28 protein-coding genes are annotated in these 25079 nt (G+C 70.6%); 8 read left to right on the plus strand and 20 right to left on the minus strand.

The features are described from left to right. Positions 1-114: 114 nt before the first annotated feature. Both ACZ63E_RS04160 and ACZ63E_RS04165 read right to left on the minus strand, forming a co-directional pair. Positions 115-921, minus strand: a complete 807-nt coding sequence (locus ACZ63E_RS04160; RefSeq protein WP_465301357.1) for an ABC transporter permease — start codon at positions 919-921, stop codon at positions 115-117. Further along, positions 918-1898 (minus strand): ATP-binding cassette domain-containing protein, encoded by a 981-nt coding sequence (locus ACZ63E_RS04165; protein WP_465301359.1) that lies wholly within the window; start codon positions 1896-1898, stop codon positions 918-920. Before ACZ63E_RS04165 ends, ACZ63E_RS04160 begins: the two co-directional genes overlap by 4 nt. Before the next feature lie 162 nt (positions 1899-2060). Here ACZ63E_RS04165 and ACZ63E_RS04170 point away from each other — a divergent pair, with 162 nt between their 5' ends. Next, entirely contained in the window at positions 2061-3020 is a 960-nt protein-coding gene (locus ACZ63E_RS04170; protein WP_465334133.1) for an endonuclease/exonuclease/phosphatase family protein, read from the plus strand. Here ACZ63E_RS04170 and ACZ63E_RS04175 read toward each other — a convergent pair. Together ACZ63E_RS04175 and ACZ63E_RS04180 are read right to left on the minus strand one after the other, a co-directional pair. Further along, positions 3017-3820, minus strand: coding sequence for an SIR2 family NAD-dependent protein deacylase (locus ACZ63E_RS04175; protein ID WP_465334135.1), 804 nt, complete (start codon positions 3818-3820; stop codon positions 3017-3019). The genes ACZ63E_RS04170 and ACZ63E_RS04175 overlap by 4 nt on opposite strands. Then, positions 3813-4124: an antibiotic biosynthesis monooxygenase family protein gene (locus ACZ63E_RS04180; RefSeq protein ID WP_465301367.1), complete on the minus strand. Its 312-nt coding sequence runs from the start codon at positions 4122-4124 to the stop codon at positions 3813-3815. The genes ACZ63E_RS04175 and ACZ63E_RS04180 overlap by 8 nt, the downstream gene beginning before the upstream one ends. Before the next feature lie 51 nt (positions 4125-4175). On the opposite strand from ACZ63E_RS04180, the gene ACZ63E_RS04185 reads away from it, so the two are divergent. Further along, a complete protein-coding gene (locus ACZ63E_RS04185; RefSeq protein ID WP_465334137.1) occupies positions 4176-5564 on the plus strand; it encodes an AAA family ATPase in 1389 nt (462 codons plus the stop codon). Here ACZ63E_RS04185 and ACZ63E_RS04190 read toward each other — a convergent pair. Then, on the minus strand, positions 5550-6956 hold the full coding sequence (locus ACZ63E_RS04190; protein WP_465334139.1) for a M1 family metallopeptidase: 1407 nt from the start codon (positions 6954-6956) through the stop codon (positions 5550-5552). The genes ACZ63E_RS04185 and ACZ63E_RS04190 overlap by 15 nt on opposite strands. A 75-nt stretch (positions 6957-7031) precedes the next feature. Between ACZ63E_RS04190 and ACZ63E_RS04195 the strand changes: the two genes are divergently transcribed. Continuing rightward, complete coding sequence (locus tag ACZ63E_RS04195; protein ID WP_465334141.1) at positions 7032-7778, plus strand: alpha/beta fold hydrolase; 747 nt, start codon at positions 7032-7034, stop codon at positions 7776-7778. Here ACZ63E_RS04195 and ACZ63E_RS04200 read toward each other — a convergent pair. From ACZ63E_RS04200 to ACZ63E_RS04220, 5 genes are all read right to left on the minus strand, one after another. Beyond that, complete coding sequence (locus ACZ63E_RS04200; RefSeq protein ID WP_465334143.1) at positions 7768-8724, minus strand: peptidoglycan recognition protein family protein; 957 nt, start codon at positions 8722-8724, stop codon at positions 7768-7770. The genes ACZ63E_RS04195 and ACZ63E_RS04200 overlap by 11 nt on opposite strands. Before the next feature lie 62 nt (positions 8725-8786). Further along, positions 8787-9662 carry an HhH-GPD family protein gene (locus tag ACZ63E_RS04205; RefSeq protein ID WP_465334145.1) on the minus strand — a complete coding sequence of 292 codons (876 nt, stop codon included), beginning with the start codon at positions 9660-9662 and terminating at the stop codon, positions 8787-8789. A gap of 23 nt (positions 9663-9685) precedes the next feature. Then, on the minus strand, positions 9686-10213 hold the full coding sequence (locus tag ACZ63E_RS04210) for an aldo/keto reductase (protein ID WP_465334147.1): 528 nt from the start codon (positions 10211-10213) through the stop codon (positions 9686-9688). Next, positions 10210-10701 carry a beta-class carbonic anhydrase gene (locus ACZ63E_RS04215; protein ID WP_465334149.1) on the minus strand — a complete coding sequence of 164 codons (492 nt, stop codon included), beginning with the start codon at positions 10699-10701 and terminating at the stop codon, positions 10210-10212. Before ACZ63E_RS04215 ends, ACZ63E_RS04210 begins: the two co-directional genes overlap by 4 nt. A 110-nt stretch (positions 10702-10811) precedes the next feature. Then, positions 10812-11912, minus strand: a complete 1101-nt coding sequence (locus tag ACZ63E_RS04220) for a LacI family DNA-binding transcriptional regulator (protein WP_465334151.1) — start codon at positions 11910-11912, stop codon at positions 10812-10814. Positions 11913-12089: 177 nt separating this feature from the next. Here ACZ63E_RS04220 and ACZ63E_RS04225 point away from each other — a divergent pair, with 177 nt between their 5' ends. Genes ACZ63E_RS04225 through ACZ63E_RS04235 form a run of 3 tightly spaced genes read left to right on the plus strand, consistent with a single transcriptional unit; the run spans position 12090 to position 14725 of the window. Beyond that, positions 12090-12992, plus strand: coding sequence for a metal ABC transporter solute-binding protein, Zn/Mn family (locus ACZ63E_RS04225; RefSeq protein WP_465334153.1), 903 nt, complete (start codon positions 12090-12092; stop codon positions 12990-12992). A gap of 2 nt (positions 12993-12994) precedes the next feature. Further along, entirely contained in the window at positions 12995-13846 is an 852-nt protein-coding gene (locus tag ACZ63E_RS04230; protein WP_465301385.1) for a metal ABC transporter ATP-binding protein, read from the plus strand. A 3-nt stretch (positions 13847-13849) separates the two neighbouring features. Further along, positions 13850-14725 carry a metal ABC transporter permease gene (locus ACZ63E_RS04235; RefSeq protein WP_465334155.1) on the plus strand — a complete coding sequence of 292 codons (876 nt, stop codon included), beginning with the start codon at positions 13850-13852 and terminating at the stop codon, positions 14723-14725. Here the strand turns inward: ACZ63E_RS04235 and ACZ63E_RS04240 are convergent. From ACZ63E_RS04240 to ACZ63E_RS04250, 3 genes are read right to left on the minus strand one after another with little or no spacing between them, the layout of a single operon-like run. Beyond that, complete coding sequence (locus tag ACZ63E_RS04240; protein WP_465334157.1) at positions 14722-15930, minus strand: DUF445 domain-containing protein; 1209 nt, start codon at positions 15928-15930, stop codon at positions 14722-14724. The genes ACZ63E_RS04235 and ACZ63E_RS04240 overlap by 4 nt on opposite strands. A 36-nt stretch (positions 15931-15966) precedes the next feature. Beyond that, a complete protein-coding gene (locus tag ACZ63E_RS04245; RefSeq protein WP_465302728.1) occupies positions 15967-17142 on the minus strand; it encodes a DUF445 domain-containing protein in 1176 nt (391 codons plus the stop codon). Positions 17143-17201: 59 nt separating this feature from the next. Then, positions 17202-18431, minus strand: a complete 1230-nt coding sequence (locus ACZ63E_RS04250; protein WP_465334159.1) for a DUF445 family protein — start codon at positions 18429-18431, stop codon at positions 17202-17204. Between the two features lie 128 nt (positions 18432-18559). Between ACZ63E_RS04250 and ACZ63E_RS04255 the strand changes: the two genes are divergently transcribed. Both ACZ63E_RS04255 and ACZ63E_RS04260 read left to right on the plus strand, forming a co-directional pair. Beyond that, positions 18560-19474 carry a coiled-coil domain-containing protein gene (locus ACZ63E_RS04255; protein WP_465334161.1) on the plus strand — a complete coding sequence of 305 codons (915 nt, stop codon included), beginning with the start codon at positions 18560-18562 and terminating at the stop codon, positions 19472-19474. Positions 19475-19566: 92 nt separating this feature from the next. Further along, a complete protein-coding gene (locus ACZ63E_RS04260; protein WP_465334162.1) occupies positions 19567-20217 on the plus strand; it encodes a class II aldolase/adducin family protein in 651 nt (216 codons plus the stop codon). Here ACZ63E_RS04260 and ACZ63E_RS04265 read toward each other — a convergent pair. From ACZ63E_RS04265 to ACZ63E_RS04295, 7 genes are all read right to left on the minus strand, one after another. Next, the gene (locus tag ACZ63E_RS04265) at positions 20214-20651 is read right to left on the minus strand and encodes a hypothetical protein (protein ID WP_465334164.1); all 438 of its coding nucleotides are present in this window, start codon (positions 20649-20651) and stop codon (positions 20214-20216) included. The two genes, ACZ63E_RS04260 and ACZ63E_RS04265, sit on opposite strands and share 4 nt — an antisense overlap. Before the next feature lie 174 nt (positions 20652-20825). Then, positions 20826-21497, minus strand: coding sequence for an HD domain-containing protein (locus tag ACZ63E_RS04270; protein ID WP_465334166.1), 672 nt, complete (start codon positions 21495-21497; stop codon positions 20826-20828). A gap of 73 nt (positions 21498-21570) precedes the next feature. Further along, on the minus strand, positions 21571-22209 hold the full coding sequence (locus ACZ63E_RS04275) for a hypothetical protein (RefSeq protein WP_465334167.1): 639 nt from the start codon (positions 22207-22209) through the stop codon (positions 21571-21573). Between the two features lie 2 nt (positions 22210-22211). Beyond that, on the minus strand, positions 22212-23225 hold the full coding sequence (locus tag ACZ63E_RS04280; RefSeq protein ID WP_465334168.1) for a hypothetical protein: 1014 nt from the start codon (positions 23223-23225) through the stop codon (positions 22212-22214). A gap of 183 nt (positions 23226-23408) precedes the next feature. Then, a complete protein-coding gene (locus ACZ63E_RS04285; RefSeq protein WP_465334170.1) occupies positions 23409-23990 on the minus strand; it encodes a transglutaminase-like domain-containing protein in 582 nt (193 codons plus the stop codon). A gap of 73 nt (positions 23991-24063) precedes the next feature. Further along, a complete protein-coding gene (locus tag ACZ63E_RS04290) occupies positions 24064-24669 on the minus strand; it encodes a histidine phosphatase family protein (RefSeq protein ID WP_465301404.1) in 606 nt (201 codons plus the stop codon). A gap of 3 nt (positions 24670-24672) precedes the next feature. Beyond that, on the minus strand, positions 24673-25035 hold the full coding sequence (locus ACZ63E_RS04295) for a hypothetical protein (protein WP_465301406.1): 363 nt from the start codon (positions 25033-25035) through the stop codon (positions 24673-24675). Positions 25036-25079: the final 44 nt, after the last annotated feature.

Below are 25079 nucleotides of genomic sequence, written 5' to 3' on the forward strand. Positions count from 1 at the left end.
CGGGGGTGGGTGGAGACCCTCTCCTGCGCTTGGTCTGGGGTTTTGGGTGTGTTCCCCCCCCCCCAAACCCCCCACGACCTCCCCTGGCGCGGGACACCCCCGTGCCCCCGCGCCTCACACCCGCCGGCGGTAGGCCCAGGTGGCCAGCGGGAAGAACACGATCACCGCGCCGGCCATCCAGGCGAGCGCACCGGCCAGCGGACCGGCGACGGCGCCGCCGTTCATCAGGCCGCGCAACGCGTTCGCCATCAGGCTCACCGGGCTGATGTCGGCCCACGCCCGCAGCCAGCCGGGCATGGTGGCCGTGCTGACGAAGACGTTGCTGCCGAAGGTGAGCGGCATGATGAAGACGAACATCAGCGCCTGCGCCGAGCCCGGCGACTTCATCAGCATGCCGACGAACACCGAGCCCCAGCAGAAGCAGAGGCCGAACGCCAGCGCCAGCAGGATCGCCACCGCGAACTCACCGGGGCTGGTCGCGATCCGGTAGCCCATGATCGTCGCGACGACCATCAGCACCACCAGGCAGACGATGTAGCGCACGATGTCCGCGAGCACCGCCCCGATCAGGGGCGCCGAGCGGGCGATCGGCATGCTGCGGAACCGGTCGAACACGCCCTTGGTGATGTCGGTGTTGAGGTTCGTGCCGACGGTGAGGCACGCCTGCAGGATGTTCATCACCATGATGCCCGGCACGACCATCTGGAGGTACGCGTCGGTCGACCCGGACAGCGCGCCGCCGAACAGGTAGACGAACATGACCAGGAAGATGATCGGCATCAGCGTGACGTCGGCCAGCTGCTCCGGGTTCTTGCGGATCTTCAGGATGCCGCGCCAGGCCAGCGAAAGCGCGTGCTGGAAGCCCTTGGCGGGGCTGATGTGCCGCGGCGGGGCCGGGCGGTCGAGCGCCAGCGTGGTCATGCCAGGCTCCCTTCGAGGTCTCGGGTGTCGTCGGTGGACGCTTCGGCGGCGTGCCCGGTCAGGGCGAGGAACACCTCGTCGAGGCTGGGCAGCCGCAGCGCGAGCTCGTCCGCGGTGATCCCGGCTTCGTCGAGCTTGCGGACCAAAGTGGACAGCAGCACCGGGTCGCCGACCGGCGCGGTGAGCAGCCCGGTCGCGTCGTCGCGGGTCGGCCGGACGCCGGAGAGGTCACCGAGGATCCGGTTGACGGCGTCCATGTCGGACAGTTGTGTCGGCCGCACCTGCAGCGTCTGCCCGCCGACGCGGCGCTTGAGCTCGTCGGCCCGGCCGTCGGCGACGACCCGGCCGTGGTCGAACACGGTGATCTTGTCGGCGAGCTGGTCCGCCTCTTCGAGGTACTGCGTGGTGAGCAGCACCGTCGCGCCGTCGGCGACCAGGCCGCGGACGACCTCCCAGACCTCGTTGCGGGCGTGCGGGTCGAGCCCGGTGGTCGGCTCGTCGAGGTAGAGGACCTCGGGCCCGCCGACCAGGCTGGCGGCCAGGTCGATCCGGCGCCGCATGCCGCCGGAGTACGTCCGGATCGGCCGCTTCGCCGCGGCGGTCAGCTCGAACCGGTCGATCAGCTCGGTGGCCCGCGTCCGGGCCTGGGCGCGGGGCAGGCCGTAGAGCCGGCCGATGAGCATCAGGTTCTCGATGCCGTTGAGGTCCTCGTCGACCGACGCGTACTGCCCGGTCAGCCCGATCAGGCTGCGGACCCGCACCGGGTCGGTGACGACGTCGAAGCCGCCGACGGTGGCTCTCCCGGCGTCCGGTTTCATCAGCGTCGCCAGGATGCGGACGGCGGTCGTCTTGCCCGCGCCGTTCGGCCCGAGCACCCCCACGACCTGCCCGAACGGGACCTCGAGGTCCACCCCGTCGAGCGCCTTGGTGTCCCCGAAGTGTTTGACCAGGCCCTCGGCCTGGATCGCGTGCGACATGGGCGTTCCTCCTTCGCTGTCGCTGTCGAGCCTCACTTTGGCGGGGGCCGCTGGCAGCGCACGCACAGCGCGCTGGCACGGGCTGGCAGCCGCTGGTGGAGATCTTGTGGAGGAGTGGCCGGCACCCGGGCCGGGCGGCGGGCGGATCGGCATACTCGGCACATGACCGTTGTGGAAGAGACGCGCGTCCGGCGGAAGAACCCGCTGGTCACGGCCCTGCTGGTGATTCCGGTGGTGCCGCTGGCGGGGGTCACCGCGCTGCGCCTGATCGGCTACGACGGCGACTGGTACACCCTCGTCGCGCTGGCGCTGACGCCGTACGCGGCGGCCGCGGGGGTGGTGCTCGGCGGGCTGGCCCTGGCGCTGCGGCGCTGGTGGGTCGGCGGGGTGGCGCTGGTGCTGGCGGTCGCGCTGGCCGTGCTGGTGGTCCCGCGGCTTTCGGCGAGTGACCAGCGCGAGGTGCACGGCAAGACGTTGCGCGTGCTCGCGTCGAACCTCCTCTACGGCCAGGCGGACCCGAAGGCCGTGGTCGACCTGGTGCGGTCGCAGAAGATCGACGTGCTCAACCTGGTCGAGATGACCCCGCGCGTGGTCGACGGGCTGACCGCGGCCGGGCTGTTCGAGACGCTCCCGTACCGCGTCCTGCACCCGGCGCCCGGCGCGTTCGGCTCGGGGATCGTGTCGCGCTTCCCGCTCAAGGAGGTCAACCTGACGGGTGATTCGGCGGCCAAGCAGCCGGGTGCCCAGATCGACCTCGGCGACGGCGTGGTGGCCGAGATCGTCGCGGTCCACCCGATTTCCCCGGACGTCGACACCCCGCAGTGGGAGCGCGAGATGAAGGACCTGTCCCGCGCATCGGGCGAGCACGGCCTGCGCATCTTGGCAGGCGACTTCAACGCGACGCTCGACCACGCGGCGTTCCGGACGGTGCTTTCCCGCGGCTACAACGACGCGGCGGAGGCACGCGGCTCTGGGTTGACGCCGACGTGGCCGTCGTCATCGCCGGTGGTGACGATCGACCACGTCGTGGTGGACAACCGCGCGGCGGTGCGGGACTACCGGGTGTTCGGGGTTGCGGACAGTGATCATCGGGCGGTGTTCGCGGAGGTGCAGCTGCCTTAGCCGAGGAGGGCGGTGAGTGTCTCCAGTGCGCCGGCCGCGATCGAAACACCTCGGTTGTGGCGGATCTCCGGCTCCCGCGGGTTGATCCGGATCAACGCACCCGTCGCCGCGCTGGCCAGTTCCGCGTAGCGGCGGACCGTCGGGATCGCCTGGCCCGCGCCCAGCTCGACCACCACCAGGTCGCGCACCCCGCGTCGCCACGCTGTCAGCTCGCCGAGCTGGGCCTGGCCGCGGTCGGGGACCCACGAGTCGTCGCCGAACATCAGGATGTTGGGGCGGGCCAGGCCGCCGCAGCGGGGGCACGACGGCAGCGGTGGCACCGCGCGCATCGTCTCTTCGTCGATCGCCACCTCGACGTCGGCGGGCCAGATCGCGCGGGTGCACCCCGCGAGGCACTGCAGGTGGTGGATCGAGCCGTGCACCTCGGAGACGAGCCCGAAGCCCGCCGTCTGGAACTGGCCGTCCACATTGGACGTGAACACGCCCGTGCCGCCGGGCAGGCGTGCGCCCAGCGCGAGCAGGAGCCGGAAACCCTCGTGTGGCACGGTCTTGCGGTACAGCGACAGCCGATGACCGTAGAAACCCCAGGCCAGCTCGGGGTCGTCGGCGAAGTGGCGCGGGTCGGCGAGCTCCTCGAACTGCAGCCCGAGCCGGGCGTACGGCGGATACGCGCGCCAAAACCCTTCGCCGCCGCGGAAGTCCGGCAGTCCCGAGTCGACGCCCATGCCGGCGCCGGCGCAGATCAGCAGTGCGCCGGCGCCGTCCAGGAGCTTCGTCGCGCGCTCGAGAGCGTCACTCACCCGGCTGCGAGCCGAGGACGACCTCGAACTCCAGGAGATTCGCCCCGGTCGACACGGGCTTGGCCCGCTCGCCCGAGTGCGCCGCCGCGGCCGGGCCGCCCGTCGCCCAGGCCTGGTACGCCTCTTCGGTCTCCCACTTCGTGTAGACGAAGTAGCGCGTCTCGCCGGAGACCGGGCGCAGCAGCTCGAAGCCGAGGAAACCGGGCTGCTGGTCGACGGCGTGCATCCGCGCGGCGAACCGCTTCTCCAGCTCGGGGCCGGCGCCTTCGGGAACCTCGATCGCGTTGATCTTCACGACACTCATGGCCTCCAGACTAGTTGGCCCCGCGGTGTGATCAGTGCCACTGTGGAAGGCATGGGGAGCATCGAGCGCGACATCGCCACCGACATCGCCCGGATCGTGCGCGCCACGGCCGACGAGGTCGGCGACGGCCGGGCCGGCGAACTCATCGAACGCGTGACCGGCCACCTGGGGGCGCAGCTGCCGGAGGTGGTGGTCGTGACCCGGTCCTGGCCGATGTGGGAGCACGCCAACATCCAGCGCGGGGTCGACGCCTACCTGGCCGAGCACGGCACGCTCGTGGACTGGTTCGGGATCGCCGGCGGCCAGCGCAGCCACGAGGACCTGATCGGGATGCTCGTGACCGCGCGGATGCGGGGCACGTACGAGCTCGGCGCGGTGGACTTCGCCACGACGGCGATCGGCCCGGACCAGGCGACCGAGGCGGTGCAGCTCGGGCTCGTCGGCACGAGCGCCCCGGGTGGTGAGCCGGTGCTGCTCGCCATCCGCGGTTCGAACGTGCAGTGGGGGCTCGAGCAGTGCCGGCTGGAGGTCCTCGCGACGTCGCGGGTGACCGCCACCGAAGTGCGCGACCGCGTCGAGCGGCTGATGGCCGAGCACGACCTCCTGCGCGGGCAGGTGGTGGCCTTCGGCACCAGCGAGCACCGCGGCAACGAGCTGCTCACGTTCCTCCCGCGGCCGGCGCTGACCGGCGAGGAGGTGGTGCTGCCGGACGGCGTGCTCGACGCGATCGAGCGGCACACGGTCGGCATCGCCGAACACGGCGAGCGGCTGCTGGCGGCGGGGCAGCACCTCAAGCGCGGGCTGCTGCTGCACGGCCTGCCCGGCACCGGCAAGACGCACACGGTCCGCTACCTGATGGGCCGCCTGCCGGACACCACGGTGATCATCCTGACCGGCACAGCGATGAAGTTCATCGGCAAGGCCGCGGAGCTGGCGCGGCGGCTGCAGCCGAGCGTGGTCGTGCTGGAGGACGTCGACCTGATCGCGCAGGACCGCAGCTACGGGCCGATGGTCCAGCCCCTGCTGTTCACCCTGCTCGACGCGATGGACGGCGTGGGCGGCGACGCGGACGTGACCTTCCTGCTGACGACCAACCGCGCGAGCGAGCTGGAGAAGGCGCTGGCCGACCGCCCGGGCCGGGTGGATCTCGCGGTGGAGATCCCGTTGCCGGACGCGGCCGGCCGCGAGGCGCTGCTCCGGCTGTACTCGCGAGGGCTGAAGCTGACCGCGGATCTGGGCCCGGTGGTGGCGGCGACCGAGGGGGTGACGGCGTCGTTCGCGAAGGAGCTGCTGCGGCGGGCGTCGCTGCTCGCACTGGCCGCGCGCCCGGAGGAGGACGTCGTGGTGGGCGACGCGGAGCTGACGACGGCACTGCGGGAGATGCAGGACGCGCACAGCGCGTTGACGCGGTCGTTGCTCGGCAGCTCAGCTGCGCAGTGAGCCGGGGAAGAGGTCGGCGTCCGCGGGGAGCTTCGTCCCGCGGAACCACGCGTCGAAGAACGGCCGCAGGTTGCGGCCGCTGACCTGGGTCGCCGTCGCTTCGAAGTCGGTCCAGGTCGCGTTGCCGTGGCGGAAGCGGGCCGGCCACTCGTGCAGGAGGCGGTCGAACGCCGGGTCGCCGATCTCGCGGCGCAGTGCGTGCAGGGCCAGGATGCCCTTGTTGTACACCCCCTCGAACTCGTGGCCCTGGCCCATGCCGACCAGCTTCTGCGACCAGAAGTCCGTGCTGCCGCGGGTGATCTCGATCGCCGCGCGGTAGCGGTCGTCCAGGCTCTGGCCCTCACGCTCGGCCCACAGCCACTGCGCGTACGACGCGAAACACTCGTTCAGGCAGATGTCCGACCAGTTCTTCAGCGACACCGAGTCGCCGAACCACTGGTGGGCGGTCTCGTGGACCACCGTCGGCAGGTCGGCCCACTTCGCGTACGTCGGCCGCGTCTGCGTCTCCAGCGAGAAGTGGACGTCTTCGTTCAGGAAGATCCCGCCGGCCGCCGACTGCGGGTACGGCCCGAACTTGCCGCTCAGGAAGCCGAGCACCTCCGGCAGGCGGTCGCCGATCGCGCGGCGGTCCTCGGTGCCCGGCGCGTACGCGTTCACGACCGGGGTGCCGCCCGGCAGTGTCGACCTGTCGACACTGAACTTGCCGATCGCGATGGTCGTCAGGTAGCTCGCCACCGGGTTCGGCTCGGTCCACGTCCCCGGCGGGCCCTCGCGGCCGTTCGAGACCACCGTCCAGCCGGCCGGGACGTGCGCGGTGAGCGTGAAGGACGCCTTGTCGCGCGGGGTTTCGTTCACGGGGTACCAGAACGCCGCCGAGTGCGGCTCGCCGACCATGTACGCGCCGCCGTCGGCCGAGTGCTGCCAGCCGTTCTCGCTGCCGCCCTCGTGGGACGTCTTCGCCGGGTCGCCGCCGTACCGGACGCGGGTGTGGAACGTCGTCCCGGCGCGGATCGGCGCGGGCGGCGTGACGACCAGTTCGAACGCCTTCTCGCGGGTGAAGCGGGCCGGCTGCCCGTCGACCTCGACGCTGTGGACGTCGAGCCCGCGCAGGTCGAGGTCGAACCGGCTCAGGTCCTGGGTGGCCTTCGCGGTGACGGTCGTGTCGCCGTCGAGGTGGCCGCTCGGCGGGTCGTAGGTGGCGTCGACGTCGTAGTTCAGCGCGTCGTAACCGCCGTTGCCGTCGTCCGGGTAATACGGATCACCGGCGCCGGCCGCGCCCGGCATGGGGTGCAACGGCGGCGGCTGGGGCGCGCCGGAGACGGCGTCACCGGTGCACGCCGCGGCGACGACCACCGCGGCGCAGACGGCGAGGGCGGCGAGTCGGCGGCGCATGCACCCCACCATAGGTGATGGAGCGCGACCGTTCGGTCACGTTCCGCACCAGGCATTTTGTGGTTAGGTGGCCGCGTGCTCTGTTTCGGCGGCAGCGGTGTGCCGATCGTTCTGCTCCACGGCCTGATGGGCCGGGCGCGGACGTGGTGGCGGGTCGCGGAGTGGCTCCGGCCCTACGGCGCGGTGTACGGGCTCGACGCGCGCGGCCACGGCAGCGCGCCGCGGGTCGGGCCGTGGACGACCGAGCGGTTCGCCGAAGACGTCGCCGACGCGCTGCGCACCCTCGACGCCGGCCCGGCCGTGCTGATCGGGCATTCGATGGGCGGCCTGCACGCGTGGGCGACGGCCGCGCGGTACCCGGAGCTGGTGCGCGCGGTCGTGTCCGAGGACTTCGCGCCGGACCAGCGCGGGCGGACCGTCGAGACGTGGCGCGGGTACTTCGAGAGCTGGCCGGTGCCGTTCGAGTCGCTCGAGCACGTCCGCGAGTTCTTCGGGGACGCGGGTGCGTACTTCGCGGACTGCGTCGAGGAGCGTGCCGACGGGTTTCACCTGGTCGCGGACCTGGAGGACCTCTACGTCATCGCCGCCGAGTGGGGCCGCGTCGACTACTGGTCCACTGTGGACAAGATCGGCTGCCCGCTGCTGCTGGTCGAGGGGGAGCACACGGCCATGCCGCCGGGGCAGCAGGCGGCCGTCGCGTCTCGGGTTCCGGGTGCGAAGCACCTGGTCGTCCCGGGCTCGGCCCACCTGCCCCACGACGAGGCCCCGGAGACCTACCGAGGCGCCGTCGAAGCCTTCCTGAGCCAGGTCCTCAAGCGCTAGCGAGGTCGGCGCGCCAAGCCGCGGTGGAGCGGTCCGCCGGGACGATCAGCGGCCAGACGTCCGAGCCGAGGAAGCCGGTTTCGTCGGCCGCCTTCGCCGCGGTGCACGTGTCGCGCGGCAGCCCGGCCTGAACCGTCAACGCGGCCACGGCGTCCTTTGTGGACTGACCGAAGACGCCGTCGGTCGGCACGCCGAACCCGGACGCGCGCAGGAACCGCTGGGCCTGCTGCACCTGACGGCCCGTGTCACCCGGCTTCAGCAGCGGCCACTCCGCCTCGGCGCGCGCGACCGTGACGCCGAGGACGCGGCCCACCGCCGTCCGCAGCTCCGGCAGCCGGTTGTAGAGCACCGTGCCGGGGCACTCGGTCGTGTTGAAGTCGCGGTGGCCCTTGATGAACTCGGGGCTGATGCCGTACTGGTGCGCGATGTAGGCGACCAGGTTCACCAGCGAGTCCCAGAGCGCCTGCGGCACGTCGACCGTGCTGTAGAGGCCCTCGTTCTCGATGCCGATGACCTCGCTGTTGTGGTTGCCGACGTTCGCGCCCTGAACGTGCTGGGTGCCGCCGCGCAGGATCTCCAGGCTGCGATGCCTGCCCTCGGTGACGAACCCGCCGCGGCTGTTCGTGAACTGCTGGCCGCTGTCGATCCAGCCGTTCTTGTCCATGTGCAGGTTCTGGATGAACTTCGCGACGTAGAAGGCGCGCGCCAGCGAGAAGTCGTTGTTCATCGGCGGGTCGACCGCGTGGTGCACGACGATGTACGTCGGCTTGTGGTTCTCCACCACGATCGGGCCGGTGGCGGCCCGCGCGCCCCATTCGGACGTCGGGTGGATCGTCGGTGTCGGCACGGCCGCCGAGGCCGTGCCCGTGGTCGTCATCCCCAGTGCGCCGGCCGCGGTGGCGGTCACCCCCGCCTTGAGCAGGGTCCGGCGGTCAACGTGGACCATCGGGAAAAGGTAACCCCGCATCGCGCCGTTGACAACTATTGACCAACTTTTGTCGTAGCGCGTCAGTGTTCGCCCGGCAGTGCGAAGAGGCCACCGGCGGTCTGCTCGAGCAGGCCGTCGACCAGCAGGGAGTCCAGGCAGCGGTCACGCTGGCCGCTGTCGTGCCACACGAGGTCGAGGCGGGTCTTCTCGACGGGCCCCTCGGAGCCGCGCAGGACGTCGAGCAGCAGCCCGCGCACCTGCCGGTCGGTGCCGGCGAACTTCTGGACCGGTTTGGCGGGCCCGGCGTACTCGGGCTTCCCGGCGAGCTGCCACGCGCATTCGTCGTAGATCGGGCAGTCCGCGCAGCGCGGGCTGCGCGCGGTGCAGACCAGCGCGCCGAGCTCCATGATCGCGGCGGAGAACTTCGCGGCCGGGGCGTCGCCGGCGGGCAGCAGCGCCTCGACGTCGGCCATGTCCCGGGTGTTCGACGCGGGCCCGGCGTCCCCGGCCCCGTGCACCGCCCGCGCGACGACCCGCCGCACGTTCGTGTCGACGACGGGCGCGCGAAGCCCGTAGGCGAACGCGGCGACGGCGCGCGCGGTGTAGGCCCCGATCCCGGGCAGCGCGAGCAGGGTGTCCACATCGGACGGAACAACGTCACCGTGCTCCCGCGCGATCACGCCGGCGGCTTCGTGCAGCCGCAGCGCGCGGCGCGGGTAGCCCAGTTTGCCCCAGGCCCGCACGACCTCACCCTGCGACGACGCGGCCAGCGCGGACGGCACCGGCCAGCGGGTCATCCATTCGTGCCAGATCGGCTGCACCCGAGCCACCGGGGTCTGCTGCAGCATGATTTCGCTGACGAGGACACCCCACGCCGAGCATTCGGGCTCGCGCCACGGCAGGTCCCGGCCGTGCGTGGAGAACCAGTCGAGCAGCACGTCAGCGTCCACAGCCACGCGCCCATTGAACCCGACGGCGTTCAGGCCGGGGACTCCGCCTCGCTCCGGTGCACCGCGTCGAGCCGGTCGAGCTCGCCGGGCGTGAGCCGCAGTTCGCCAGTGCCGGGGATGACGAGGACGTGCGGGCCGCGGTGCAGCGTCCAGGCCGGCCGGACCTGCGCGGCACTCGCCCGGTGCGCCCGCGCGACCGCGAGCACCTCGGCGTGTTCCTCGACGTCGCCGCGCAGCCGGCCGGGTTCGGCCATCGGCAGCCACTCGCCGCCGGGACCGCGCCGGGGCCTCACCTTGATGGCGATCACCAGGTCTTCGGGGTACGGCGTCAGCGCCCGGCTGATCAGCTCCTTGGCCGAGCGCGTCCGCGAGAAGTAGAAGGCGGCGGTGTCGATGTGGTCGACGCCCAGCTCGACCGCGCGCCGCAGCACGGCGATCGCCTGGTCACGGTCGCGCGGGACGGCGTCGGGCGCGAACGCCCGGCCGGTCTGGGGCAGGCGCATGGCCCCGAAGCCGATCCGGTTGACCGTGCGGTCGCCGAGGCGCCAGTGCGTCATCGGACCTCGGTCAGCACTCCGGTCTTGACGTCGTACACGAACCCCCGGACGTTGTCCGTGTGCGGCAGGTACGCGCTGCGCCGCACGCGCTCGACCGACGTCCGGACGCTGTTCTCGACGTTGCGGAACGCCTCGACCGCCCACGTCGGGCGCAGGCCGGTGGCCTCTTCGAGCTCGTCCTTGAAGTCGTCTTCGGTGACCATCGAGAGGCCGCACTCGGTGTGCTGGACGATCAGCACCTCGCGGGTGCCGAGCTTGCGCTGCGAGAGGGCCAGCGAGCGGATCATGTCGTCGGTGACGACGCCGCCGGCGTTGCGCAGGACGTGGGACTCGCCCTGGAGCAGGCCGAACAGCTCGAACACGCGGATCCGGGCGTCCATGCAGGTCAGGACGGCCACCTGCAGCGACGGCTTGGCCGACGAGCGGTCACCGGGCGTGACGTTGCCCAGCTCCTGGTTGCGCTTGAGCAGTACGTCGATCGAGGTCATCGGTCACCTTCCGGCCAGTGGCCCCGCAGCGCGGGCGTGCTCCACCATTTGACCGGCCGGGACACTCGCGGGCAATGCACTACGAGCAATGTCACGGCAAAAGCCAGTGGTCAGCCGCCGAACCAGGGCTCCTCGACCGTCCGCGGCGGCGCCGACGTCCGGCCGACGCGCAGTTCGGTCGGCAGCGTGATCACCTTCGGCGCGCTCCGCTCGGCCGAGCCGAGCAGCAGCCGGCCCGCCGTCTTGCCCTTTTCGAGCACCGGCTGGTGGACCGTGGTCAGGCCGATCCGCTCGGCTTCGGCGATGCCGTCGAAGCCGGTGACGGTCAGGTCCTGCGGCACGCGCAGCCCGCGCCGCTCGGCTTCGGCCATGGCGCCGAGCGCGAGGATGTCCGAGGTGCAGATCACGGCCGTGATCTGCGGATACGCGTCGAGCAGCTGCCGGGCCGCGGACGCGCCGTCGTCCACCGTGTGGTCGAACCGTTCGACCACCGGGACGCCGGCCCAGTCGACGCCGGCGCCGGAGAACGCCACGGCGAGGGCTTCGAGCCGGGTGCGCTGGACGTGGAAGTGCGCGCCGCTCTGGCGCACCGGCGACACGAAGTCGTCGTTGCGCTCGCGGGCCAGCCGCATGCAGATGACCCCCACCTGCCGGTGGCCCAGCGTCACGAGGTGCTCGGCGATCTTGCCGACGGCGGCGGCGTCGTCCGGGCCGACGCGGTCGATGCCCTCGATGCTCGGCTGGTCGATGATCACCGTCGGCACCGGCCGCTCCAGCACGGCGGCCAGGTGCGGGTCGTCGTCCGGGACGGAGTAGACGACAAAGCCGTCGACGCCCGCGCGGTGCACCGCGGCGACGTCCTCGCGGCCCGGGCTGGCCGGCACCAGGTGGAGGCCGACACCGGCGTCTTCGCAGGCCAGGGCCAGTCCTTCGAGGACACCGACGGCCGCGGGGTCGCGGAAGGCGTAGGAGAGGTTTTCGGTGAGCAGCAGCCCGACGGCGCCGGCCTTGCGGGTGCGCAGCGAGCGGGCGACGGGGTCGGGTCCGGGGTAACCGAGGCGGCGCGCGGTCTCGAGGACCCGGCGGCGCAGTTCCGGGGAAAGCTGGTCCGGCCGGTTGTAGGCGTTGGACACCGTGGTCCTGGACACACCGAGCTCCGCCGCGAGCGACGCCAGCGTCGCCTGCCTCCGGGTGCGAATAGGACGTCCCATCAGCAAACCGTAACGGTTCAGAACGTTTTCCTGAAGAGACACCCCGCGTGGTCGATGTCTCGATCCGCATGCACGAAGACGCATACACCAAGGTCCGGTCGGATGGCCAGGAAGTCATCCGGATGGGGTAAGGTGAATCTGACAACGGTTTCCATTTGCGTCTCCAGGAGTCCTCCGATGAGTTCCCGCCGCGTGCTCGCCGCCGCTTCGGCCCTGTCCCTCCTCGCCCTGGCCGCGTGCTCCGGCGGGACGTCCGGCGCCGACGGCGGTGGGCAGTCCGGGGGTGACGGCAAGATCAAGGTCGTCGCCTCGACCGACGTCTGGGGCAGCGTCGTGAGCGCTGTCGGCGGTGACAAGGTCGAGGTCAAGGCGATCATCCACGACCCGTCGGCCGACCCGCACTCCTACGAAACCACCGCGGACGACGCCCTGGCGGCGAAGGACGCGAAGCTGCTGCTGTCCAACGGCGGCGGTTACGACGAGTTCTTCGACAAGCTCACCGCCCAAGCCGGCGACGCGAAGAAGCTCGTCGCCTACGACATCGCCGCGACCGGCGACGAGAACGAGCACGTCTGGTACGACCTGCCGGGGGTCGACAAGGTCGCCGACCAGGTGGCCGCGCAGCTCGGCGAGCTCCAGCCGGCGTCGAAGCAGGCGTTCACCGACAACGCGACCGCGTTCAAGGCGAAGGTCGACGCGCTCGAGAAGCGCCTCGGCGAGCTGGGCGCGTCGCACCCGGGCACGAAGGTCGTCGTCACCGAGCCGGTCGCGCACTACCTGCTCCAGAGCGCGAAGCTGACGGACGCGACCCCGAAGGCGTTCTCGGACGCCGTCGAGAACGACACGGACGTCCCGGCCGGCGCGGTGAACGAGTACAAGCAGCTCATCACCACCAAGCAGGTCAAGGCGCTGATCAACAACGCGCAGACGGTGACGCCGCTGACCCAGGACGTCGTCGGCCAGGCGAAGGCCGCCGGGATCGGCGTGGTGGACGTGACCGAAACGCTGCCCGCGGGTGTGACGGACTACATTGGCTGGATGACCGGGGAAGTGGACGCGCTGGCAGGAGCGTTGAAGTAACCATGCCTGCCACCTCCGTCCCCGACGACGTACGCCCCGCGGTCCGCGTCCGCGGCGCGGGCCTCGCGTTCGGCCCCCGCACCCTCTGGTCGGGGCTGGACCTCGTGGTCGAGCCGGGGGAGTTCCTCGCCGTGCTCGGCCCGAACGGGTCCGGCAAGAGCTCACTGCTGAAGGCGCTGCTCGGCATGCAGGGCCTGTCCTCGGGCACGGTCGAGATCGCCGGCGGCCGGCCGGGCGGCGCGAACCGCAAGGTCGGGTACATCCCGCAGCAGCGCGCGATCGACGAGTCGCTCACGCTGCGCGGGGTCGACCTGGTCGGGCTGGGTCTCGACGGCCACCGCTGGGGCCCGGGCCTGTTCGGCATGGCGGCCCGCCGCCGTCAGGTTTCCGAGGCGATCGACGCGGTGGGCGCGACCCGCTACGCGAAGCAGCCGGTCGGGCGGTTGTCCGGCGGCGAGCAGCAGCGGCTGCGGGTGGCGCAGGCCCTGGTCGGCGACCCCGAGGTGCTGCTGTGTGACGAGCCGCTGCTGTCCCTGGACCTCGCGCACCAACGCGCGATCAGCGAGCTGATCGACTCCCGGCGGCGCACGGCCGGCACCGCGGTGCTGTTCGTGACGCACGAGATCAACCCGGTGCTGCCGTTCGTCGACCGGGTGTTGTACCTGGTCAACGGCTCGTTCCGGATCGGCAAGCCGGACGAGGTCATGACCACCGAGACCCTTTCGGAGCTGTACGGAACCCGCGTCGAGGTGCTGAAGGTGGGCGGGCAGATCCACATCGCGGGCGCGCAGAGCGCGTTGTGCGAGGAGGAGCCGCACCACCACGAGCACGACGTCGAAGAGCAAGTGGGCTGAGTCTTGGATCTGTTCGACTTCGGCAAGACCTGGGAGCTGATCACCGAGCTTTCCGGGGTGCAGACCGCCCTGCTGGCGGCTTTGATCCTCGGCCTGGTGGCGGGGGTATTGGGCCCACTGATCGTGATGCGGCGCATGTCGTTCGCGGTCCACGGCACGTCCGAGCTGGCGTTCACCGGCGGCGCGGCGGCGTTGCTGCTCGGCATCGGCGTCGAGTACGGCGCGCTGATCGGCGCGGTGGTGGCGGCCCTGCTGCTGGGCATTCTCGGCGCGCGCGACGCCGACCGCGACTCGGTGATCGGCGTGATCCTGTCCTTCGGGCTCGGGATGGGCGTGCTGTTCCTGTCGTTCTACAAAGGACGGTCCGGGAACAAGTTCGGGATCCTGACCGGGCAGATCATCACGATCGATTCGACGAACCTGACGTTGTTCGTGGTGTCGTCGGTGGTGGTGCTGGCGGTGCTGGCGGTCGTCTACCGGCCGTTGCTGTTCGCTTCGGTGGACCGGAATGTCGCGGTCGCGCGCGGGGTCCCGGTGAAGACGCTGACGGTGGTGTTCGCGCTGCTGGTGGGCGTCTCGACGGCGTTGAGCGTGAAGGTGGTCGGCTCGCTGCTGGTGGTGGCGTTGATGGTGACACCGGCAGCCGCGGCGGCCCGCGTGACGGCGTCACCGTGGAAGGCGACGGTGCTGTCGATCGTCTTCGCGGAGGTGTCGGCGATCGGGGGGATCGTGCTGTCGCTGGCGCCGGGCCTGCCCGTGAGCGCCTTCGTGACGGCGATTTCGTTCTTGATCTACGTGGTCTGCCGGGTGATCGCCTGGCAGCGTGACCGGCGAACCCGGGTGAGCGCGGTGGAACCGGCCCTCGTCGCGGCGGCCTAACCCAGCATCAGCAGGACCTGCAGCTCCCCGACCACAAACCCGATCACCCCACCCACGGCGATCAGCTTCCATTCGTCCTGCCGGAAAGCCGGCCGCAGCAACCCCTCGAACTCCAACGGCGTCAGCGCCAGCATCCGCTGCTCGATCACCTTCGCGACGTCCATCGCCTCGGTCAGATACCCCTCGGCGTACCGAGCCGTATCGGGCAGCTGCGCCAAAGCCTTCACCGCCGCCGCGTGCTTCATCTCCCGCAGGCGCGTCCCGCCGACCGTCCACGCCAGCGGCATCTGCGCGTCCACCGCCGTGGACACCATCTGCTCCACCATCGCCGCCAGGCGGTCCGCCCGCGGACCCCGCAACACCGCGTCGAGCAGGTTCTGGACCGTCAGGACCTCGGTCGCGATCAGCTCGCCGTACTGCCGCGCCACCTCCGCGCGCCGGCGCTGGAACTTGCCCTGGAAGATCACGCGGCCCAGTCGCACCGGCTCGCGGGGCACGAAGATCAGCTTGATCGCCAGCCAGTCCGTGCACAGCCCGATCACACCGCCGAACGCCGGGAGCACCCACGGCTCGCGCGTGAAGGCCCAGACCAGAGTCTGGATGAGCCCCAGCCCGAAGCCGAAGTAGATGCCCATCCGCGCGATGAACGCCATCTCCGGGCGGGACGTCTCGCGGATCAGCCGCACCAGCAGCGCCTTGTCGCGGGTCAGGCGCTGGACCGTCATGTGCTGGACGTCGAGGACCTCGTCGAGGTTCTCGCGGACGTCGTCGAGGAACTCCCGGACCAGCCGCGGCGCCGACGCCTGGACCTGCTTGATCAGCATTTCCTGGGCCAGCGTCGGCATGACCTCCCACAGCCGCGGGTGGTGCTCGGCCAGCACCTCGCGCGCGATGTGGTCGACCGCGCGCAGCAGCGGCTGCTCCAGCTCGCTCGTGATGATCACCGGGTCGATCCGCCCGAAGACCTCGCGCAGGTCGAGCAGGTTCGCCGTCAGCAGCTCGGTCGCCACCGCCGCCATCCGCCCGCCGTGCTTCGGGACGACTCCCTGCCAGCCGAGCACCGGCGGGATGCCGACGAAGTCCAGCGGCCGGAACATCATCTCGATGGCGACGCGCTTGGTGACGTACCCGATCAGCGCCGCGATGAACGGCATCGCCGCGTACAGCGGCCAGTGCAGCGCGAGGTCGTGCAGGACAGCGTCCACCCCGACCTCCTCATCCCGAGAGCGAAACCGTACCGGCTACCCGAGCAGCGCGAGCACCTGCAGCTCACCCACGAGCCCGCCGATCACCGCGCCGACGGCGATCAGCTTCCACTCGTCCTGCCGGAACGCCGGGCGCAGCAGCTGCTCGAACTCCAGCGCGCTCAGCTTCTTCATCCGGTCGACGATCGTGTTGCGCACGTCGAGGGCGTTGATCGCGTAGTTCTCGGCGTACCGGATCGTCTCCGGGACGCGCTCCGCGGCCTTCGCCGCCGCCGTCTGCTTCATCTCCTGGAACTTCCTCGTCCCGACGGCGATGGCGACGAACGGCTTGACGACGCTCGCCTGCGCGTCGATCGTCTTCTGCACCTCACGCGTGATCATCGTGAACAGCCGGTCGGACTTCGGCCCGCGCAGCACCGCTTCCAGCAGGTTCGGGATGGTGATGATCTCGCGCGCGATCATGTCGCCGTAGTCGGCGGCGACCTCGTCGCGGCGCTTCTGGAAGACGCCCTGCCAGGTGTAGAGCCCGAAGAACCGGCGCGGCTCGCGCGGCAGGAAGATCATCTTCAGCGCGAGCCAGTCGGTGAACCAGCCGATGAGCAGGCCGAACACCGGCAGCACGATCGGCGACTTCGTCAGCGCCCACACGACCAGCTGCACACAGCCGAGGATGAACCCGAACCCGATCCCCGACCGGGCGATGAACCGCATCTCCGGCCGCGAGATGTCGCGGATGAGCCGGTTCAGCAGCGCCTTGTCGCGCACCAGGTTCGTCACGACCATGTGCTTGAGGTCGAGGACGTCCTCGATGTTGTCGGCGATCTCCCGCATGATCTTGGTGATCGCCTTCGGCGCCTCGGCCTGCACGCGCTTGAGCAGCAGCTGCTGCGCGCCGTTCGGCAGCACCTCCCACAGCCGCGGCTGGTAGGTCTCCATGACGTCGCGGGTGACGTCCTCGACGACCCGCAGCAGCGGCTGTTCGATCTCCTTCGCGACCTGCTCCGGGTCGAGCCGGGCGAAGATCTCCTTCGGGTCGACGAGGTTCGTCGTCAGCATCTCGGTGGCCGTCGCCGCCATGCGCTCGGCGTTCGCCGGCAGCACGCCCTGCCAGCCGAGGAACGGCCTGATCCCGGTGAACTCGACGGGCCGGAACATCATCTCGATGGCGACGCGCTTGGTGACGTACCCGATCAGCGCGGCGATGAACGGCATGGTGACGTACACCTGCCAGTGCGAGCTGAAGTCCACCCGCGCACGCTATCGGCCCGTGATCAGTGCAGCAGGAGCAACACCTGGAGTTCACCCACCAGCCCGCCGATCACCGCGCCGACGGCGATGAGCTTCCATTCGTCCTGCTTGAAGGCCGGACGCAGGATGCCTTCGAACTCGATCGGCGTCAGCTGCCGCATCTTCTCGACGATCGTGTTGCGGACGTCGAGCGCGCCGGTGGCGTAGCTCTCGACGTGTTTCACCGTTTCGGGGAGGAAGGCGATGGCCTTCTCGGCGGCCGCGCGCTTCATCTCCTGGTACTGCTTGCCGCCGATGGTGAGCGCGACCAGCGGCTTGGCGATGCTGGCCTGGGCGTCGATCGTGCGCTGGACCTCCCGCGTGACCATCGCGAACAGCTTGTCCGCGCGCGGACCGGTGAGCACGGCCTCCATCACGTTCCGCACGGTCAGGACCTCGTCGGCGATCAGCGCGCCGTAGTCGGCGGCGACCTCCTGACGTCGTTTCTGGAACATGCCCTGCCAGCGGAAGAAGCCGAAGCCGCGCGGCTCACGCGGGTAGAAGATCATCTTGAGGGCCAGCCAGTCCGTGACGAAGCCCGTGACAAAACCGAAGACCGGCATGATCAGCGGCTCCTTGGTCAGCGCCCAGGCGACGAACTGGACGAGCCCGATCACGAACCCGAACCAGATCCCCGACCGCGCGATGAACTTGAACTCGGGCGCGGCGACCTCGCGGATCAGCCGGCAGGTCAGCGACTTGTCGCGGACCATGGCGTTGATCAGCATGTCGTTGACGTCGAGGACGTCGTCGATGGTGGTCGAGACCTCCCGCAGGAGCCGCTTGACGACCTCGGGCGCCTGCGCGCGGACCTGGTCGAGCAGCAGCCGCTGCGCGCGTGCCGGCAGCAGCTCCCACAGCCGTGGCTGGTAGGTCTCCATGACCTCCCGCGTGACCTCCTCGACGGCCTTGAGCAGGGGTGTTTCGAGCTCTTTGACCATTTCTTCCGGGTCGAGGCGAGCGAAGATCTCCTGCGGGTCGACGAGGTTGCGCGTCAGCAGATCCACGGCGGTGGTGGCCATCCGCCGGGAGTTCGCCGGGATCACGCCCTGCCAGCCGAGGAACGGCCTGACGCCGGTGAACTCGAGCGGCCGGAACATCATTTCGATCGCGACGCGCTTGGTGAGATAGCCGATCAGGGCGGCGATGAGCGGCATGGTGGCGTAGACGTGCCAGTGCGCGCCGATGTCGGCGAGGACGGCCCGTATGTCCACAGTGGCCTCCTCGGTCAACCGCTGGTCAACGGAGGTCAGAATGCCATGTGTCACCGGGGGTTCCCAAATTCGTGATGCATCCGTTTGGCGGTACGTCCGGACGGCCCCTTGCTCATTAAGGTGGCGCGATGGTCGCGCCTGAAAAGAGCCAGCCCGCCCCGAAGACCGCCCAGTTCGCCGTGGGTGTCCGCGGCTACAACCAGCGTCAGGTCGACGAACGCCTCGCCGAGCTGAACAAGGACCTCCGCGAGACGTCCCGCAGCCGCGACGAAGCCGTCGCGACGTCGTCGGATCTCACCAAGGCCCTCTCGTACGCGCAGAAGGAGCTGGCCGAGACGAAGGCCGCGCTCGCGCGGATGAGCTCGAGCCCGTCCGGCGCCGGCGCGATGGCCGAGCGCGTCCGGATGATGATGCAGCTGGCCGAGGAGGAGATCGCCGACCTCCGCGCGGCCGCCGAAGCCGACGCGGCGTCGACCCGCGAGCAGGCCGACAAGTACGCGCACGAGACCCGCCGCACGGCGGACAAGCTGGCGAAGGACGCGGAAGAGGAACGCGCCCGCCTGCGGTCCGAGGCGAAGAACGAGATCGAGAAGCTGAACGCGGCGGCGGGCGCGAAGCGCGTCGAGCTGGCCGCGGCGGCGGAGCGCTCCCGGAAGGAAGCGGACGCGAAGGCCGAAGCGGCGGCGGCCGAGGCCCGCGCCGAGGCGGACCGGGTGGCGGCGGCCGAGCTGGCCCGCCGGAAGAAGGACTTCGACGAGGAGAACGCCCGGAAGAAGCAGGAGACGGAGGCGGCGCTGGCGTCGGCCCGGTCCCAGCAGACGACGGCGGACCAGAACCGGAAGCTGGCGCTGGACCTGCGGTCGAAGGTCGCCGAGCGGATCGCGGCGACCGACGTCGCGGTCCAGGAGGCCATGCGGCTGCTCGCGCCGGTGGAAGAGGCTCCCGCGGCGGGCAACGGCGCGGCCGCGAAGCCGTCTCCGGCTCCCGCCGCCGCTCCGGCCGCTCCCGCCGCGGCCGGGAAGGCGCCGGCCGGAAAGGCGTAAATCCCCCGGGCGGGTAGGTGGCCGTGGCTCGTGGGTGGCTGGCAGTGTGCTCATCAGCTGCTTGATCGCCCACGAGACGACGGGACCCGCGCATGATCCTCGAGACCGAGCGGGCCGCCGTGTGCGCCTACGCGCGCCGGATGGTGGGTGACGGCCTGGTCGTCGGGACGTCCGGCAACGTGTCCGTGCGGGCCGGCGAGCTGGTCGCCGTGACGCCGACCGGGGTGCCGTACTCGAGCATGAACCCGGCCGACGTCCCGGTGGTCGACCTCGGCGGCGCGGTGGTCGACGGCGCGCTCAAGCCGACCAGCGAGCTGCCCGTGCACCTGTCGGTCTACTGGGACGTCCGCGACCCGGACAGCGAGCCGGTCACCGCCGTCGTCCACACGCACTCGCCGCACGCGACCGCGGTGTCGACGCTCGTGCGCGAGGTCCCGCCGATCCACTACATCCTCGCGACGATCGGCCCGTCGGTGCGCGTCGCGCGCTACGCGACGTACGGCACTCCCGACCTGGCCGCGGCGGTCCTCGAGGCGCTGGAGGGACGCCGCGGCTGCCTGATGGCCAACCACGGCACCCTGACCTACGGCGACGGCCTCGAAGCCGCCTACCACCGCGCGCAGCAGCTCGAGTGGGCTTGCTGCGTCTGGCTCCTCGCGCAGGGGGCGGGCCGCCCGAGCCTGCTGCCGCCGGCCGAGCTGGCCAACGTCGTCGACCGGCTGCGCGGGTACGGCCAGGGTTAGCGAGGCATGGCGGGGCCGACCTGGTTGACAACCATGATCAGCCCGACGACGAGCGCGAGGAACGACAGCCCGACCCCGACCCCGGCCAGCGGCTTCCCGCTGCGGCGCCCGACCAGGCCGAAGATGCCCAGGACGAGCCCGGCGAGCCCGAAGGGGAACGCTACGAAGGCCCGGATGCCGGTCAGGTCGATGGGCAGGAACGGCAGGACGAGGCCGAGCAGGCCGAGGACTAGGGCGGCGATGCCGAGCCCGGGGCCGCCGGAGGGTCCGGTTGGTGCGGGGCCGCCGGGCCAGGGCTGCTGGTAGCCGTAGGGCGGTGGGGCGGCGTTCGGGTAGCCGTAGGGCGGCTGCGCGGCGGTGCTTGGGTACGGCGGTGTGCCGGGTTGAGGCGGCCCGGCTGCGCCGACCTGCGGCTCGGCCGAACCTGCTTGCATCGGCCCAGCCTCCCCAACCGGCGGCCCCGCTGCCGACACCGGCTCGCCCTGCGGCGGCTCCACGTTCTGTCCGGGCGGTGGGCCGTCAGTCATGCGAACTCCTCGGTGGCAGGCCGATTCCACCGCATACTTACCATCCCCCGCACGCCCGCCACGGAAGAATCCGGAAAGCCCCTACGACGCCAGTGCGTCCACCGCGTGGACCGCGTCCAGGAGCTCCACCACCGTCGGGTCGTCGACCGCCTCCTTGATGCACTGCCACAGCTGGAGGTTCGCCGTCGCCCAGCGTGAATACGTTGCCGCCGCTTCCGGGTTGTAGAAGTAGTACCCCTCGTCGTGGACGTCGCACTGCTCGCCGACGATCTTGTGGGCCAGCTCGCGCAGGCTCAGGCCGTTCTCGCGCAGGTACCGGTGCGCGAGCACCACCGGCGTTACCGGCAGCGCCTTGAACAGCGTGTCCGCGTCGCTCAGCGCCTGCGCCTCCAGCGAAATGTCGCGGCCGCGGGTGGCCATCTCGGCTTCGTCGACGATGTCGTCGATCCAGCGCGCCACCCCCTCGGGCACGCCGCACTCCGCCAGGATCTCGTGGCGGAGGCTGCTGCCGGCGGCCGCCGGTGAGTTGCGGAGCACCAGGTAGTTGACGTCGTGGACCAGCGCGGCGACCTCGACCACCGCGGGGTCGGCGCCGTTCGTCCGCGCGAAGCCGGCCGCCTTCGCGCGGACGAAGCTGACGTGGTGCCAGCCGTGGAACTGGAGCCGCTCGGCGTACTGCCGGCACAGCCGGTGCACCCGGTTTTCGACGGCGTCGAGGGTCACCTGGTCGATCGTGCTTTCCTGCGTGCGCATACACCTCTCCCATCCCGGCCGTGGTGTTCAGACGGGTGGAGTAATGGTAAGCGCCGCTGACGCCGGTGTGTAGCTAGATGCGGTCGGCCAATTCCCCCAATCGGCTCTCTACCGGAACGTGACGATGACCGATTCCGCGCGCTGGATCAAAAGAAAGGCTGAAACTGCTCACCGGGCGTGATTTCACGAGGAAAGTCATCGTCCCGGCGGCCGCCTCGGGGATCCGGTGGAACTCGTCGGCCAGCATGGTGATGCAGGCGCCGGCGCCGCACAGCGTGTTGCGCCGCAGCCGGGCGGACGTGATCAGCCCGGTGCCGGTGTCGACCGTCGTTTCGTACCTTTCGTGGAGGTAGTCACCACGGAGGATGGTGGTGCAGAAGTGGTACCTGTGGTTGTGCACGGAATCGGCGTACCCCTCCCGCCAGTCCTCCTGCGCCTTGTATTCGTGCAGCCAGAAGGAAAACGGGTCGGCCGGCGAGTCGAGCAGGCACCAGGCGAAGTGCGTGGTCGTTTCCCGGGACGAGCGCAGCAGTTTCGCGGCCTGCGCGGCGGACAGCGTGCGGAGCTGTGTGCGCAGCTCCTCCCGCAGGCCGGACTGCGTGGCCCACGGCCGGAACCAGCCGTCGACGGCACGCCAGTCGGTGGCCAAGGGGAACTCGGCCGCGCGCAGGCGCGTGGCCAGTTCGGTGACGGGGGACAGACGGGTGAGCAAGGTCAGCTCCCTAGCTCGGCGACTTCGGAGAACTCCGCGCGGAAGGCGTGGAACTTGCCTTCCAGCTCACGGAACTGCTCCTCGGACAACGGGGATCCGGTGATCTTTTCGAACAGCGCCAGGAAATCCGTCCGCGTCGTCGCGGACGTGATGCGGAAGTGGCGGCCGGTCCGGGACTGCGAAACGCGCACAAACTCGGCGCGTTCCATGTTGTAGAGGAAGGAACCTTCGGTGAAGCGCAGGGACCGCGGGTACAGCTTCGTGGCGCCGCGGACGTCGCTGTAGAGCGACACCCACACGCTGTCGTCGAACAGCTCGAGCCGGTCCAGCGGCGGGTCGGCGACCACGGTGATGTCGACCTGCGCGCAGCGGCTGCGCGCCAGGAAGAGGCCGACCAGCCCGATCCGGATCTCTTCGTCGAGCCGGGTCTGGATCTGTTCGTAGTCGACGTCGCCCGCCTCGCGGCGCAACAGGTAGCGGGCGCGCCCGCTGATCGAGTTGGCGTCACGCGGATCGGCGATCACGGCCCGCAGCTCGCGTTCCGTGCGGGAGAGCAGCAGGCGGGCGGCGGCGTGCCGCGCGGAGAAGCCGCGGAAGAAGTACTGCCGGGTCGCGTTGAGGTCGGCCATCAGCCCGCGGTTGAACGCCGGGTCGGGGTCGGTCGTCGCCTCGAACACGTCGGTGGGGAAGAACTCCTTGTTCAGCGCGCGGTATTCGGCGCTGAGGTCTTCCAGCGCGCGCCTGCTCTCCTCGATCACCGGGGTCACCAGCGCCTTCTGCGACGCGCTGGCGGTGATCAAGGTCGTGCCGAACCCGACGATCGCGGAGATCAGCGTGCCGGTGCCCAGGGACGTCACCAGGTTCTTCCCGGTGCCGGCGTCCATCAGGCCGGCGAGCCACAGGCTCAGCCCGGCGACCACGACGAGCACCGTGAGCAGCAGGCTCGTCCGGGTCCAGAAGATCTCCTGCAGTGGGGTACGTCGGAGGCGCCCGCCATCCGCGGCCACGTGCTTCACCTCCCTCGAACCACCCGAACGGACGAGTGCATAAAGTGTCTGTTCGAGCGCGGGGAGTCACTTTACGCGCCTGGCGGGGAGCGCGATATAAGAGATTCGGGGGACAATGCTGACGGACGGACGTCACTCTCGGCAATAACTAACCACATCGGGAGGTTTTCCGAAAATAGCGGAAAACCATGGTCAGAGCGTCGCCGGGAGCCTCTTTTCGTACCAGCCGGCGCCGGGTTCGGCGTGCATCAGGAAATCCACGACGACCGGTGCGGGCGCCGGGTGGATCTCCGGGAGATCCCGTTCGCCGCGCGCGGTGTCGACCGGCCAGGCCGGCTGTTCGACGTCGAGCGAAAACTCCCCGCGCGCCCCGGTGCGGTTGCCGCGCGCGTCGAGGCGCGCCCACTTGCCGTGCAGGTTCACGGCGTTCAGCCCGTGCAGCGCGGAGAGCTCCTGGTAGCAGAACCCGGCCGGAATCCCTTGTGCCCGCAGTAAAGCGGCCAGCAGGTGCGCCTTGGCGTGACAGATCCCGACCCGCTCGCGGAGCACGTCCGACGCTCGCCAGGTGACCCGCGGATCACCGGCGTCGATCACGTGCTCGATCTCGTCCCGCACGAAGAGGTAGGTGGCCCGCGCGCGCTCGACGGTGTCGCGACTCGTGGACGCCAGCGCGTCGGCCTGCGCTCGGATGGCGGAGTGGTGGTGATCGACAACGGCGTCCGCGACGAGGTAGTCGCTCAGCCGAACGGACGTCGGCGACGGAACGGGACTCATCCGGCCATCGTGACAGGTTCGGCCATTCGGGCGAGAGCCGTTTTTGGCGGTGGCGACGCTCCGCGTTTGCCGGTTACGGAACGTAGAAGTCGGGCGGAAAGCCGGTCCATCGCAGTTCGGCGGGCAGGTGGCTCAGGTCGTTGTACGTCAGCAGCGCCGCCGGCCGCCCGGGCGAGTAGCGGATCACGGTGAGCCCGGCGTTGGCGTGGTTGAGCGCGAGCCACCGCCACTTCGGCGCGTCCTGCGAGGCGCTCACGAGCCAGCCGACGAGGAAGTTGTGCGTGACGACGACGTCGTAGCGCGGCTCGGTGGCCGGCACCGGCCCGGTGAACCGCCGCTCGGCTTCGGCGGCGAGCTCTTCGTCGGCGGGCGGCTGCTGACGCGCGAAGGCGAGCAGGAGGTCGCCGGACGTCTCGGGGAGCTCCTCGCGCATCGGCAGGTACGGCACGAAGTCGCCCGCGGCGTTGTCCTCGTGGAGAGGAACCCCTGGCAGCTGACCGGCGATCAGCTGCGCCGTGTGGGCCGCGCGCGGGAGGGGCCCATGGTGGACGGCGGTGACGGGGACGTCGCGCAGGCGCCGCCCGAGGAGGACGGCCTGGCGTTGCCCGGCTTCGGTGAGGGTGCCGTCCGGGGCCGCTTCGCCGTGGCGGGTGAGGAAGAGGAAGCGCGTCGCGAGCACCGGTCAGCCAACGGGGACGAGCGCGCCTTGCGGGCCGTGGCCCGGCACGAACCGGCTGAGCAGCCGCAGGGGCGCGGGATGGGGTGAGAGGACGATCGAGGCGAACGGCGTGATCGTGTGGTCGCGCCCGCTGTTGGTGTGCAGGTGCACGCTGACGTGCACGTTCCGGTCGGCGGGGATCTCGAAGGTCACCGACCCCCAGGAGACGACGTACTGCCGGCCGTCGATGCTGGCGATCGGCGCGTACGCGAGCACGGTGCTGCCGAGGTGGGGGATCTCGATGGTGAGCATCCGCCGCGGCCCGTCGTGGTGGTCGACGTAGGGGATCACGCCGGGGACCTTGGCCAGATCGGTCGGCTCGGTCATGCTTGCTGCCTTTCCGGACGGGGTCGCCGATCATGCTGCCAGGT

Source organism: Amycolatopsis sp. NPDC104819, from assembly GCF_055583145.1.